The following is a 12,741-nucleotide window of genomic DNA, read 5'->3' on the forward strand; positions in this document are numbered from 1 at the left end:
CTACCCCCTCGCCTTTGCCAGCCACGCCAAGGCGCGTGCGTTGTCGTCGGGGGTGCCCTGCTCGGCGGCGTGCCAGTGCTCGACGTGCACCGTTGCGCCGCCGCCGTACCCGCCGAACCCGGCCGAACCGCCGGCCCCGTACGGGGATGCGGCGCCGGCGAACCCAGCGGTGAGACCCGGTACGGCCGGGGTCGGTACGAGATTGGCCATGGTGCGCTCGACCGCGCCGGAGCCCGATTCGATGCCCTTGACCAGACCGGCGGGAATCCACCGGCCGATGTCACGCGCCATAACGCGGGACGGACTATGAATTCCGAGGGCCTTTGCAATGGGCCCGGGAATCATGTTTTTGGCGAACGACATGAGCTGACCCTTAAGCCAAGAGCCCATGGATCGGACGCCGTTATAGAGACCGCGGACGACGTCGACCCCCTTGTCGTACAGGAGATCGCCGAGATTTCCGAGCCCGGAAGAGATCATGTCCGGCAGTCCGCGAACCCAACTCACGAGCTCTTGCGCCTTGCGGATCGTGCCTTCCTTGATGGAATCCCAATGCTTGATAATCAGCCCAACCAAAGTCCAGTTGAGGAAGAAATTAACGAGCATCTGCGGGAGTCCGCGAACCCAATCGACAATGGAATTCCAGACCCGTTCCGTTCCGGACTTGATGGAATCCCAATGCTTGATAATGATGCCGACGAGGGTGAAATTCAGGAACAGATCGAGTAGGAACTGTCCTACCTGCTGGATCTTTTCCCACACCCACGACCATGCCGCACTTGTGGCATTGACGATCGTGTCCCAGTTCGCGACAACAAGCGCGACGATGCCGACAATGGCCGCAATGATGAGCCCCACGGGGCCCATGGCGATAAGCCAGGCAGCGGCCATGCGCGCCGCCTGAATCAGGCTTTGTGTGCCCATGAGGACCCACGCGCCGACCACGCGCAGCGCGGCGCCGGCGGCGCCGACTCCCTGCGCCACCCAACCCGCGAGGATCGTGGCGTTGGCGGCAAGGAAGGAGACGACCGCGCCGGCCCCCGCGGCGCCCTGGGCAAGCCAAGAAGCAACGACGGCCGTTGATGTGGCCCACGCCTGAGCTGCAAGGGCGATCAGCGTGGGCAGGAAGAACGTCAGGATCAGCCCACCCGCGATCATGAACGCGGTGGAGTGCTCGGAGACGAATCCGGCCGCGGTGCCCAGACCGCGCCCGAACTTCACGGCGTACTCGGCACCCGTCACCAGGGCCGGAACGACGTAGTTCCCGACGACCTCGACCAGCCCTTGCATGGCCCCGCGCTTGAACGCCTCGAATTTCGTCGCCGCGTTATCGCGCAGGGCATCACCGGCCCTGTCGGTAGCACCCTTCACGTCGCCCAGAGCCTTTACGGCGGTGGACGGGTCGAGCTTGTACAAGGCCCCTTGCAGGTCCTCGGCCTTGGTGCCGAAAAGAGCGACCGCCGTTGCATTGCGCTCCGCAGGATCCTTGATCCCCTTTAGCCGAGTAAGGACGTCACCAAGTGCGGCCGACGCTTTTGGCCCGCCATCGGTAAAAGTCTTCGCCATCTTGTCGGCGTTAAGCCCGATGGACTGGAAAGCCTCTACGCTCCCCTTAGACATGTCTTTACTGCGGATTGCAAATTCCTTGAGCGCGTCACCGACGGTATCGGCGTCGCGCGCACCGCCCTGCAATCCCTGTTGCATAAGACCCATTGCGGTCTGAGCGTCAAGGCCCAAATCCCGAAATTGGGTCGGATATTCAGTGAAAGTGTCGAGCAGATCCTCGGCGGAATTTACGCCGTTCTGGGTGCCCTTCACGAGCACGTCCATAGCCTCTTCCGCGGAATCGGCTATGCCCGTCTTGAGCATTACGCCAACGGCGCGTGAGACCTTTCCGACGTCCTCGCCCAGGACTGCGGCGGTATCCGCCACATTGGCGCCCATCGCCTTTATCTGGTTGTTTGTTGCCTCAGGCGGTAGCAATCCATTTTGGGCAATTCCCTTGATGACGTCGGCGCCCTGCTCGACCGACTCGACGATCGCCCCCGCGTACAGATCACCGGCCGCCTTGCCCTGCTTGGCGGCGACGGGGCCCGTCGTGCCTAGCTGTGCCTGGAGCAGGCCGGCGGTCTTCTGCTGCGCAAGGGCCTCGCCGATACCGGCCATGAGGGCGGCGCCGATTCCGGCACCGACCGCAGCCCAACCGAACGCGGCGAGCGCCCCGCCCCCGCGGGATCCGGCATCGTCGGCCCCCTGGGCCATGCCGTCGGCGAGGGCGGCCCCGGCCTGGTCGCCGGCCCGGTCGGCCTCGGCGACGATCGTGTCGCCGGTCGAGCGCATCGCGGCTTCGGTGCGCGCCAATCCGGCCTGGGCGGGCCCGTCGTCGATGGTGATGGTGCCGAGCAGCTCACCGACAGTGAGGGCCACCGGATCACCTCCTGTCGGGGGTCATCCGGCGCCGCGCGGGCCCGGGGGTGGTTCAGCCGGCGGGGATGCCGGTCAGTGCTGCGATCTCGGCCGGGTCGGTCACGGCACGCGGGGTGCGCTGCCAGGCGGCGGCGAACCGGGACTCGCCGGACAGGCCGGAGACCAGGGCGAGGAACCTGCGGGTGGACATGCGGGCGAGGTCAGCGGCCGGAGTGCCGTACTCGCGGGCGAGGTCGGCCTCGATCGCCGACCAGTTCGTCAGGACGGCGCGCCAGAACGTTTCTTCTTGCCCGTCCTCGCTCGCCTGGCCGCCCGGTTCGGGCCTGCGGCTTTTCCCGCTTCCTGCTCGTCGTAGAGCTCGGCGGCGCGGGGAAGGGTGACGCTGCCGGGGCGGCGGACGTTGGCGGCGGAGAAGATCAGAAGAATGCCGAGCTGCCGGTCGGTCATGCCGTGCTCTGCCCACGTGGTGAGGACGTCCCTGCCGAACAGGATCGCGAGGAGCTTGGCGACGTCGTCGGGGTCCTGGGAGTCCTGCACGCGGGTCATCAGCAGCGTGAACATGATCGGGAGGGACTCCGGCAGGACGTAGGTCTTGCCGTACAGGGTGAGCCGTTCCCGGGGGCGGGTGGCGAGCTCCTCGACGATGAACGCGTCGAAGTCGGTGGCGTCGAGGTGGTCCTCGGCGCTGCCGTGGTCCTGGTCCTGGTCCTGGTCCTGGTCGAGGTCGAGGTCGGTCACGGGGTCACCGCCGAGACGGTCGCCGGCCCGCACCGGACGAACGAGACGCTCCAGGACGTCTTGTCGTTGTTCCCGCCGGACTGCTCGCCCGGGGTGCAAGTGGCCTCCCATATCGCCCACTTGGACTGGGTGTCATGGCGCCACCGGACGCGGCCCCGGGAGTCGTACCCGAAGCGGTACGCCCACACGGTGTCGATGTAGAGCTGTCCGGGATCCTGGGCCTTGGTGGTCTTGTCGATGCGGTACTGACCTTCGAGTTCGAGGGACGCGCCGCGCTGCATCACGTCTTGCTCGAAGTAGCCGGCGGAGTCGAAAGCCGTGGTCTCGGCCGTCTCCTCGTTCTCGCCGGGGCTGTGGCTCCACTGGGTAAGTCCAGCAATCGGGATCCACTTCGGCGTCTGGGCCGTGGCGTCCTCGACTTCGAAGATCCACCCGCGGGCGTCGATGGGCCGGGTTCCGGCCATGGGGGTACCTCCTGATTTACGGGGCGGCGACGTCGAGGTCGAAATTCACGACGTGCTCGTGTCGGCCGCTGCTGTCGGTGCCCATGGGGGCGGGGGTGCCGCGGGCGGCGGCGAGGATGAGGGTCGAACCGTCGGCGAGGGCGACGTCGGTGCGGCCGTGCAGCGCCCGGTACAGGGCCTCGGCGCGGGCGCGGGAGACCCGCGGGTCGGCGGTCCCGCGGACGCGCACCTGTAGGCGGCGCTGCTCGGCGTCGTCGCGGGCCTCGGGCGGCCCGGCGTCGTACAGGGACAGGGCGACGGCCCGGTCGGGCGCGGGCGGCAGGGCCTCGACGAAGCAATCGCCAGCGCGGCCGGCCGGGTCGTAGGTGAGTAGGCCGGTGACGGCGAGGAATCTGGCGAGGGAGTCGAGGAGATCAGCCACGCATGGACCTGCGGACCTGGGCGGCGATGATCTCCGCGACCGTCCCGGCCTCCTCGGCGAGGGGGCTTTCGAGGTACTTGGCCGTCCGGCCGCCGTCGTGGCGTAGGGACATGTCCTCGTGCTGGCGAACGGCGTACGGCGTATCGAACGACACGCCCGCGGTGAGGGTGGCCTCGTCGACGGTGGCCACTCCAGAGCGTTCGAGGGTGGCCTCTTCGATCGGCACCCGGGCGCGGGCGCGTTCGAGGACGTGCTCGGCGGCGAGGCGCAGTCCGCGGGCGGCCCCCTCGCGGGTTCCGCGGAGCGCGGCGGCGCCGTTCCATGTGAGGCGGGCGCGGCTCACTCACACATCACCTCCTGTGTCCCGGGGACGGGCAGGCCCGGCGCGGTGTGCGGGGCGACGTGCAGTGCGGTCGTGGTCCGGCCGGACGGGAGGGTGAGGCGGGACTCGGCCGGACAGATCACCCCGGGCGCGGTGATGACTTGCGCGGTGGACGTGACCTCGCGTCCATCGCGGTTGCGGACGGTGCGCACGGTCTCGGTGACCAGGGCGGGCACGTCGGCGACAGGGGGCCCGTACAGCGGCCCGTACGCGCTCTCGCCGTCGTAGGGCTCGATGGTGATGCGGTGCGGCAGCAGCCACCCGGGGACGTTCACCAGATCACCCCCAGACGGATCCCGGCGCGGGTGACGGCGCGGTATGCGCGGGGGGCGAGGTCGACGGATCCCGGGGCCTGGGTGCCGGTGCGGCGGCCGGACATGGACAGGGGGCCCAAGCTGACCGACTCCCACCGGTCGTCGGCGCCGGTGCCGTCGACCCCGGCGGCGAGCTGGTACTCGACCTGCGCACAAACGGCGTCGGCGAGGGCGGCCACGACGGCGGGGTCGGTCGGCATGCCCGCGGGGTCTGTGTCGTACAGGGCGGTCGCGAGGGCGTCGTCGACGTCCTCGGATGCGCGGGCGAGCAGCCGGTCGGCGTCCGGCGGGGCCGGCTTCCCGGACCACGCGGTGAACTGCTCGGGCGTGGCGTAGACCCTGCCCACGGGCTTACTCCTCCTTCACCTTCCGGGCAGCAGAACGCCCCGTCGCCCTGGTGGGCGGCGGGGCGCTGTCGGCCTCCTGCTCCTGGTGCTCGTCGTCGTTCGGCGGGGCGTCCGGCTCGGGGCCGGGCTCCTCGCCCTGGTGGTACCGGCGTAGCAGCATGAACGTTTCTCCTCAGGTGGAGGCGAGCGTGCCGACGCACACACCGCGGTCGTCGAGACGCTTCACGGCGAAGTGGACGTTCGTAGTGATCACCGTCGTCCGCTTGAGAATGTCGCGGTCGGTCTCGACGATCGGCCGGCGCTTGTACAGGGCCCCAAGGCTGTTGCGCTTGAGCAGCATGAACTTCCGCGGCGCGATCCGGTTCGTGATGAAGATCGGCACGCCCGCGATGGCGCCGACCATGCCCGTACGAACCACGGTGTCGGTGCCGAGCTTGGACGCGTCGATGAACTGCGGGTCTCCGGCCGCGTCGACGTGCTGCGCCGAGTTCAGGAACAGACCCGCAAACTCCGACGGCTCCCACTCATCGCCGAACTTGGCCAGAGCAGGGAGGACGGCGTCGTTCCACGTAAACGTTGTCTTACCGGCTGCGGTGGTGAACTGGTACGGGAGTCCGCCGCCCTGTGCGGTCTCGTCAGCCTGCGCCTGGGTGATCAGCGCAGCGTCAACCTTGCGGGCGGCGAGGATGCCGAACTGCCGCTGTGCCTCGGCGCGCGGGTCCCCCAGACCGGTCAGGAGGGCCTTGTCGGTGATCTCGACGGCCTTGCCGGCTTCCTTGATGGTGGCCTTGCTGGCGCGCTGGCCCATGACCGTGGTGGTCATGGCGGTGCCCTCGGTGAGGTCGTCAAGATCGCCGATCGCGTCCCACGTGGGAAAGTCGATGGTGTCCCCGGGCTGGCCAACGAGGGTGTCGTCGGTGAGGACGGCACCGGATCCCAGGACGCGCACGGCCCCCAGGAACTTGGCCTGCGAGAGATCGCCCCAGACCTCGGGGATGATCAGCTTGTCGGCGGTGGTCATGGGCATGTGCCCTCCTTACTGAGTTCCGGCGAGGCGCCGGTACGTGGCGGGGTCGGACTGGAAGAGCTCGGCGCGCTCCGCGTACGGCATGCGCTCGAACTGGGCGGCGGTGATGCCCTGGGGCTGCGCGCCGCTGAACTCGGATCCGCCGACCGTCGGGCCGGTGGGGCGGATGCCGAGACGGGGGTTCGCGGCGACGGCGGCCTTGATCGCGGCGGTGACGGCCGCGGCGTCGGTGGGGTCGACGTCGGCGAGGGAGTCGGCGAACGTCCGGGAGTCGAGCAGGGCGTCGGCGTCGGCTCCGGCCGCCGCGGCGGTCCGGTAGACGGCAAGCTCGACGGCGGTCTGTCGGGCCTGCGCCTGCGCGGTGGTGAGCTGCTGGGTGAGCTCCTCCGGGGTGGCCTGCTGTCCGGCCTTGCTGGGGTCGAGGATTCCGAGGAGCTGCGCGGTGAGCTCCTGGCGGGCGGCGTCGGCGGCCTGCTGCTTGGCGGTCACCCGTCCCTTGCCAGCCTCGGCGCGCGCGGCGGCGAGGTCGGATTCGAGTCGGGCGATCGTGGCGGCGCTGTCCTCGCCGGCCGGGGCCGACGGGGCCGCGGGCGGGGCCGGCGGCGCGGTGTTCGGGTCCTGGCTGGGGGCCGGGTTCGGGCCGCCCTGCTGGCCGGTCGGGTTGCCGGGGGTCGGGGTGGGGGTGCTCATGCGGTCGCCCTCCTGGGGCTAGTGGGCCCGCTCCTGGCGGGCGTGCGGGCATACGAAAGGGGGCCCGCTCCTGGCGGGCCCCCTGGGTGGTGCTGGTCGGTGGTGCAGCTACTCGGCGGCCGGGTGTCCGGCCTCGCGGCGGGCGGTGGCATAGCCCTTGATCCACATGGTTCGGAGGATGGAGGCACGACCGTACGGGCAGGCGGTTGCCGGATCCCCTCGGCGGCCGGCCGCGGCGCCTTCTTGCTGCGCCCGGATGATCTCGGCTCGCGTCCCCATGGGCTGTCATCTCCGGTTCTGTTGGTCGGACTCGTTCTTGCGGGCGCCTTCTGCCCAGCGCTGGCGCTGGCCGGTGGCCTTCTCGATGAACTCGGCCTGCGTCAACCGGCCATGCTTCGCCCACCACTCTTTCAGCTCGTCGGATGCTCGGCTGTAGGCGATCCTGGCGGGCCCGCTGAACAGGGTTCCCGGGTCGTGTCCGGCGGCTACGGCCTTCTTGTTGAGCAGGTAGCCGCGGCAGTCTTCTTCGGCGGCGAGGCACTGCCTGTACGTGTACTCGTCGTACAGCTCGCGGGCCTGGCGGCGGGTGATCCGCGGTCCTTCCTCGGCGGCCTCCTCGGCGACGGCCGCGGTCCTGCCCTCCCCTACTACGGCGTTCCACGCGGCATCATCGGCGAGGGCTCCCCACCCGTCCGGGTTGGGCGCGGGGTCGAGGGTATCGGCGAGGGCGTTGCGGTCGGCGAGCAGGTCCTCGACGGCGTCGCCGGTGGCGGCCGGCGTGGGCAGGGGGACCGGGTCGCGGCGGTCCATCTCGTCGGCGATCCGCAAGAGCTCGGCCGGATCCGCGTAGGACATGGCCCATGCGAGCTCATCGTCGCCGACCTGGTCGAGGTCGACGCGCAGCCTCCCCCCGGGAAACGTTCGGGTGAGCAGGTCGCGGCGCGCGGCCTCGGCCGCGGTGGCTTCCTGGTCGCCTGGGGCGTTGCGGTAGCGGGCGGCGAGCTCGTCGTCGGACAGGTTCACCAGGTCGCGGCGGACCCCAGGGAGTTCGCCGGCGCGGTTGCGGCGGTGGACCTCGGCCATGACGCGCATGGTGTCGCTGTCGTCGGTGTGCGGCAGGATCCGGGCGAGCTCGTCGTCGGACAGGGTGAGCAGGTCGTCGGCGAGGCGTCCGCCGGGGCGGGCGCGGTCGAGCAGGGCGTCGAGGTCGCGGCGGTCGGCCTCGGCCTCGATGCGGGTGCGGGCCCGGTCGTCGAGCAGGTTCGAGCGCATGGCGGCGGCGAGCTGGTCGTCGCTCATCTCGCGCGCGGTCCGCTCGTCGCCGGACCACAGCCGGGCGGCGTCGACCTGCTCGGGCGTCGCGGGGGTCCGCGGCTCGGGAAGGTTCGAGGCTCCGGGCTGCTCGCGGTGGCGCAGCCGGCGGAGCTCCGGGTGAGCGGCGAGGTGGGTGCGCATGGCGCCTTGCCACTGGCGCACCTTGATCCCGGCGGCCTGCTTGGCCTCGGGGGTGACGGCGGCGGCCTGGCGGCGCTTGTACTCCCTGATCTTCCGTTCGAGGGTGCGCTGTCGCTGTCCGGCCTCGTACCCGTCGGGGTCGCTGTCGGCGTCCTCTATGGGCGTCAGGCCTGGGGTGTAAGCGCTCGTGCTGTGGCGGCAGTTGGGGTGTTGCAGTCCTGCGAGGCGGGCCTCGTCGAGGGATCCGGCGACGGGCACGGCGATCATGACCCCGTCTTGGGTGGCGTGCTCGACGTGCACGGTGCGGGGGCCGGCGGGTCCGCCGATCGTCAGTACCTTGCGCTCCCACGGGCGGCAGAGCGGGCACTCGCGCGGGCTGCTGGACACGATGACCAGGTCGACGCCGTGCTCGACCAGGGTGCGCGTGTGGGCCTCGGTGGCGGCGCGGCCGGTCGCGGTCCGGACGGCCATTTCTGCGTAGCTGGTGAGCTGCCAGCGGCGGCCGGACACGTCGCGGAAGTCGGCGACTCCCTCGTCGGCCCATCGGCGCATGGCGTCTTGGGTGGCCTGGCGGCGGGTGCCGGTACCGAGTGCCACGGTGGATGTGACCTCGGAGACGACGGCCCGGTACCGGTCGACGGTCATGCGCAGAATGCTGCGGTGGGTGGCGGTGAGGACGTCGACGGTTTCCTGTGCGAGGCGGTCGACGGCCTGCGCGTTCGGTAGGCGGTCGTCGACCAGGGCTCGGGCCTCGTCGGACAGGGCGCCCAGTTCGGCGGTGGCGGCGCGGTGGCCTTCGTTGTAGGACTGGGCAACCGCGTCGTGCACGTCGAGGGTGACGGCCTGGGCGAGCTCGTCGACCACGGCCTGTGAGGCGCGGCGCATGGCCTGAACGGCGGCGAGCTTGCGCTCGGCCCACCCGGGCGCGTCGAGCCCTTCGGCGAGGGACCGGGCGATGATCCCAAGTAGGCGTTCCTCGGCGGTCGCGTAAAGGTTGCGGGTGCGCTCGGCGAGGGGCTCGACCATGCCCGGATGGATCGGCACGTCTCACCCCCTGCCGGTCACGCTGCGAGAGGGAAGCTCCCGACGGGGTCGGGCGCGGCGGCGCCGGTCTCGGCGAGGATGGCCTCGACCTCGACCTGTACGTCGTCGTCCTCCCACTCTGGGTGCAAGATCCTCACCTTGGTCTTGGTGGAGACAGCGCCGGCGCGGGCGAGCAGGTCGAGCGTGGTGGCGGTCTGCTGCTCGGACTCTGCGACCCCGTCGCCGAACTCGACGCTCGGGCGCTCGGGGGTGACCGGCGTACCGAACTGGGCGCGGTCGAGCAGAAGCATGACGTGCACCATGTCGGCGAGGCCGTGGCGCCAATAGCCGGCCTTCTTGCGGCGGGTCACCATGGACCGTTGGTCGCGGCTGTCGGACTCGGTCGCGGTGATCGCTTCACCGGATCCGTGCAGGCCGAATGACTGGGCGCTGTAGCCGGCCGACTGGGCGGCCTGGCGCATGATCGCTTCGGCGCTGCGCTGGTGCTCCTCGACCCGGATCTCGAACTGAGACAGGGTGATCCCGGCGCCGGTCTCGGTGGGCGGGATGTTGAGCTGCTCGTACACCTCGCGATCTTCAAATGTCGCTCCGCGGCCCGGTCCGTCGTTGCGGAGATAGCCGGCCGGAACGATCAGGCGGGCGCGGGCGAGGCGGATGTCGCGCATCCAACTCGTCCACACGGTGTCGAGGTTGTCGAACAGGCCGTAGAGCGGCGCGGCATAGTCCGACCTGCCGATCGGGGATCCCCGGTGGAGTCGGTTCGGGCCGATGTTGGGCACGTAGGTGCACGTGAGCAGGGGAATGCCGGTACTGATCGTCTGCCCGTCCCCGCCCGGGTCGAGGGAGTCGGCAAGGTCGGCGGTCGCGGGGTGCTCGGTGAGCGGCACGGTGCGGCCGACATTGTCGGACGTCCCCAGATACAGGGCGTGAACCACCCGGCCGGGCTCGTGCCGTTCGAAGTGGCGCCACACGGTGTGTCCGTCGCTTCCCGGGAGCTCCTCCCAGAACACGCACGCGCGCAGCATGCCGAACCTGAACTCAGGAATGGAGTTATCGGGCTGTACGACGGTGAGCAGGGGGCGCGCTGCAAGCGTCTTGTCCCACGTCACCCGCAGGAAAATCCCGGACAGGGCGGCGGCCTGCTCGGCTGCGCCCAAGAGGATCTGCTGAACGCGGCCCTCGTCGAGGAGCTGCTCGGTGCGGGCCTGGGTGGTGCGGTCGGTGGTACGGATGGCGGGCATGTCCGCGAACAGCAGGTCGGCGCTGGTGGACGCGATATCGCCCGGCAGGGGGACGTGTAGGCGGTGGTCCTGGCGGGCGGCGAGGGGCTGCTCGCGGCGCCCCCAGGGCCGACGGCGGGCGCCTTGGTGCTCCTCGGCGTTGGCCACGCGGGTGAGGCGGCGGGGATCCCCGGAGTACCAGGCATCATCGGTGCGGATCTGGTCGTAGATGGGGGCCCACTGCGGGGGCGGCCACGGGGCGCCGGTCTCAGGGAGTGCCACGGGTGGTCACCTCCTCGGCAAGGGGTATGTGCACGGTGGAAATGGCGGTGCTGCTCATGTCGGGGGGTCCTCGTGCGGGCGGCTGGTCAGCAGGTGGCGCCACTCGTGCGAGGTCGAGTGAACGGCGTAGCGCAGCGCGTCGGCGCTGTGGTCGGCGAGCTTTATCGGCTTGTCCTCCCCCCGCGCGGTCGCCGTCGGATCCCAGCTGTATCCGGGGAGTTCTTCGAGCAGGCCGGTGCAGCTCCGGTGTACGAGCAGGCGGCCGGCGGCGAGGAGCGAGGACACGGACCGGATGCCGTCCACAACCGCGTTGTTTGCGCGGGCGAGGCCCGGTGCTCCGTCCTGCCACATCTGCGTGATCAGGCTGGCGGCGCTGGGGTCGATGAACGTCCACTCGGGGGTGACCCCGGCCGGGGAGTCCGCGGCGGCGTCGGGGTGTCGCCACTCGGTGAGCCAGCGCAGTACGGCGGCGCTGTACTGCGCATCGGTCATCTGCCGGTGGCTGGCCTTGCTGTCGTGGCGCCACTCGGCCGCGGCGTACAGCCGGCCGTCGACGCCCTCGCCCAGCAGGATCGCGGCGAACGGGTTCGTCGTGCCGTAGTCAATGCCCAGCCACGTTCGGCGTAGTTCGGGCAGGGTGTCGACGACGTGCTCGGCTTCGTCCCACTGGTCGTAGATCGCGCCCTCGGCAACGCACCACGCGCCGTCGATCATGCGGCGACGCCACAGACCGACGTACTCGGCGGACAGGTCGGCAACGTACTCGGGCGACAAGCTCGGGTTGTCGGCAAGGCGGAAGTGCCACGCTCGCAGGTTGAGTTCCGCGGCGCGGTCGATGTAGCCGGTCTTGAGCCAGTGCCGCGGACTGTCGGGGTTCGTCGTGGCGAACAGGCGGGCGCCCGGAACGGAGAGGCGGGCGAGGAGCTGAACCCAAAACCCTTCGGGCATGAGGGTTGCCTCGTCGACGTACGCGAGCTGCGCGGTGAGGCCACGTAGTCGGCCCTCGGCGCGGGCGTCGGCGGCGCCGATCAGGTGGACGGTGCGGCCCAGGATCGTCGCGGTGGTGGCGCCCCGGGTGTGCTGAATGTGGCGTGCCAGGGGGCCGAACAGGGCGGGGTCCTGGAGGGGCTCCAGACAGTTCCGCTCGATCGTCTGGAGGCTGCGCCCGGCTATGACGATCAGGCCGGAGGGGCCGGCGGTGGCAACGGCGATGACGAACGCGAGCAGGCTGGCGATCGTCTTTCCGCTGCGGACTGAGCCATGCCACAGGTTGATGCGGGCAGTAGCGCGGCCAATGCTGCGGAGCTGCTTGCGGGAGAGGGGCAGGCGGTCGAGGTCGAGCACCGACTCACCCCCCGTCGGCGCCCCCGTCGTCGTCTCCGTCGTCGGCTGCGCGGGTCAGGGCCTCGCCGAGTGCGCCGAGCATCGAACGCACCTGGTCGGCACCCTCGCCACCCTCGGCCGGTGAAAGCTTGAGGCTCTTCTCGATGGCGGTGCCGGTGGCGGCGAGGATGGCGCGCTGATCGCCGAACGTTGGGCGTTCGAGGCGGGTCTCGGACCACACGTTGTCCTTGCCTCCGAACGCCCCGATCGTGCACGGCTCCCAAAGCTGGGCGCGCAGTCGTTCGGCGTCCTGGTGGAGCGCGGTGGCGAGCTCGGTGCGGCGGGCGGCAAGGTCGATGCGGCGTGCTTCGGTGGCGGCCACGACTTCGGGCCCGCGGTCGAACGTGAGCGGCGGGTCGCACGCGGCGGCGATCTTCGACACGGTCGAGGGTGAGCGGTTGATCTTGCGGGCGATGTCGTTGCGGGTGCTGCCCTGAGCGTGCAGGCGGCGAACCGCGGTGCGGTCCTTCTCGGTGATGGGGCGCGCCATGGGGCTCACCTCCTGCACGGCCGTGGGCCCGCGGGGGCGGGCATACGACAGCGCCCC

16 protein-coding genes are annotated in these 12,741 nt (G+C 70.5%); all 16 read right to left on the reverse strand.

Features of this window, described 5'->3' with window-relative positions:
• Positions 1-2,427 (reverse strand): phage tail tape measure protein, encoded by a 2,427-nt coding sequence (locus ACWCP2_RS12645; RefSeq protein ID WP_450908568.1) that lies wholly within the window; start codon positions 2,425-2,427, stop codon positions 1-3.
• A gap of 52 nt (positions 2,428-2,479) precedes the next feature.
• Positions 2,480-2,617 (reverse strand): hypothetical protein, encoded by a 138-nt coding sequence (locus ACWCP2_RS12650; RefSeq protein WP_159031968.1) that lies wholly within the window; start codon positions 2,615-2,617, stop codon positions 2,480-2,482.
• A 68-nt stretch (positions 2,618-2,685) separates the two neighbouring features.
• Positions 2,686-3,165: a hypothetical protein gene (locus ACWCP2_RS12655; protein ID WP_450908569.1), complete on the reverse strand. Its 480-nt coding sequence runs from the start codon at positions 3,163-3,165 to the stop codon at positions 2,686-2,688.
• Complete coding sequence (locus ACWCP2_RS12660) at positions 3,162-3,629, reverse strand: phage tail tube protein (protein ID WP_450908570.1); 468 nt, start codon at positions 3,627-3,629, stop codon at positions 3,162-3,164. Before ACWCP2_RS12660 ends, ACWCP2_RS12655 begins: the two co-directional genes overlap by 4 nt.
• Positions 3,630-3,645: 16 nt before the next feature.
• Positions 3,646-4,050 (reverse strand): minor capsid protein, encoded by a 405-nt coding sequence (locus tag ACWCP2_RS12665; protein ID WP_450908571.1) that lies wholly within the window; start codon positions 4,048-4,050, stop codon positions 3,646-3,648.
• Entirely contained in the window at positions 4,043-4,393 is a 351-nt protein-coding gene (locus tag ACWCP2_RS12670) for a hypothetical protein (protein WP_450908572.1), read from the reverse strand. Before ACWCP2_RS12670 ends, ACWCP2_RS12665 begins: the two co-directional genes overlap by 8 nt.
• Positions 4,390-4,707, reverse strand: coding sequence for a hypothetical protein (locus ACWCP2_RS12675; protein WP_450908573.1), 318 nt, complete (start codon positions 4,705-4,707; stop codon positions 4,390-4,392). Before ACWCP2_RS12675 ends, ACWCP2_RS12670 begins: the two co-directional genes overlap by 4 nt.
• Positions 4,704-5,093 carry a hypothetical protein gene (locus ACWCP2_RS12680; RefSeq protein WP_450908574.1) on the reverse strand — a complete coding sequence of 130 codons (390 nt, stop codon included), beginning with the start codon at positions 5,091-5,093 and terminating at the stop codon, positions 4,704-4,706. The genes ACWCP2_RS12675 and ACWCP2_RS12680 overlap by 4 nt, the downstream gene beginning before the upstream one ends.
• Before the next feature lie 4 nt (positions 5,094-5,097).
• On the reverse strand, positions 5,098-5,253 hold the full coding sequence (locus ACWCP2_RS12685; protein ID WP_433073036.1) for a hypothetical protein: 156 nt from the start codon (positions 5,251-5,253) through the stop codon (positions 5,098-5,100).
• Positions 5,254-5,265: 12 nt separating this feature from the next.
• Positions 5,266-6,120, reverse strand: a complete 855-nt coding sequence (locus tag ACWCP2_RS12690; RefSeq protein WP_450908575.1) for a phage major capsid protein — start codon at positions 6,118-6,120, stop codon at positions 5,266-5,268.
• Positions 6,121-6,129: 9 nt separating this feature from the next.
• Entirely contained in the window at positions 6,130-6,810 is a 681-nt protein-coding gene (locus ACWCP2_RS12695; protein ID WP_450908576.1) for a hypothetical protein, read from the reverse strand.
• A gap of 108 nt (positions 6,811-6,918) precedes the next feature.
• On the reverse strand, positions 6,919-7,089 hold the full coding sequence (locus ACWCP2_RS12700; RefSeq protein WP_450908577.1) for an Rmf/CrpP fold protein: 171 nt from the start codon (positions 7,087-7,089) through the stop codon (positions 6,919-6,921).
• Between the two features lie 6 nt (positions 7,090-7,095).
• Positions 7,096-9,309: a phage minor capsid protein gene (locus ACWCP2_RS12705; protein WP_450908578.1), complete on the reverse strand. Its 2,214-nt coding sequence runs from the start codon at positions 9,307-9,309 to the stop codon at positions 7,096-7,098.
• A 17-nt stretch (positions 9,310-9,326) separates the two neighbouring features.
• A complete protein-coding gene (locus ACWCP2_RS12710) occupies positions 9,327-10,811 on the reverse strand; it encodes a phage portal protein (protein ID WP_450908579.1) in 1,485 nt (494 codons plus the stop codon).
• 54 nt (positions 10,812-10,865) lie between these two features.
• Positions 10,866-12,155 (reverse strand): PBSX family phage terminase large subunit, encoded by a 1,290-nt coding sequence (locus ACWCP2_RS12715; RefSeq protein WP_450908580.1) that lies wholly within the window; start codon positions 12,153-12,155, stop codon positions 10,866-10,868.
• Positions 12,156-12,159: 4 nt separating this feature from the next.
• Positions 12,160-12,684 (reverse strand): helix-turn-helix domain-containing protein, encoded by a 525-nt coding sequence (locus ACWCP2_RS12720; protein ID WP_450908581.1) that lies wholly within the window; start codon positions 12,682-12,684, stop codon positions 12,160-12,162.
• Between the last annotated feature and the right edge of the window lie 57 nt (positions 12,685-12,741).

The organism is Streptomyces sp. NPDC002104 (assembly GCF_053593795.1).

Coding starts and splice junctions, on each gene's coding strand:
- ACWCP2_RS12690 (WP_450908575.1), bottom strand. CDS start 6,120: ATGCCCATGACCACCGCCGACAAGCTGATCATCCCCGAGGTCTGGGGC.
- ACWCP2_RS12720 (WP_450908581.1), bottom strand. CDS start 12,684: ATGGCGCGCCCCATCACCGAGAAGGACCGCACCGCGGTTCGCCGCCTG.
- ACWCP2_RS12695 (WP_450908576.1), bottom strand. CDS start 6,810: ATGAGCACCCCCACCCCGACCCCCGGCAACCCGACCGGCCAGCAGGGC.
- ACWCP2_RS12685 (WP_433073036.1), bottom strand. CDS start 5,253: ATGCTGCTACGCCGGTACCACCAGGGCGAGGAGCCCGGCCCCGAGCCG.
- ACWCP2_RS12650 (WP_159031968.1), bottom strand. CDS start 2,617: ATGTCCACCCGCAGGTTCCTCGCCCTGGTCTCCGGCCTGTCCGGCGAG.
- ACWCP2_RS12660 (WP_450908570.1), bottom strand. CDS start 3,629: ATGGCCGGAACCCGGCCCATCGACGCCCGCGGGTGGATCTTCGAAGTC.
- ACWCP2_RS12700 (WP_450908577.1), bottom strand. CDS start 7,089: ATGGGGACGCGAGCCGAGATCATCCGGGCGCAGCAAGAAGGCGCCGCG.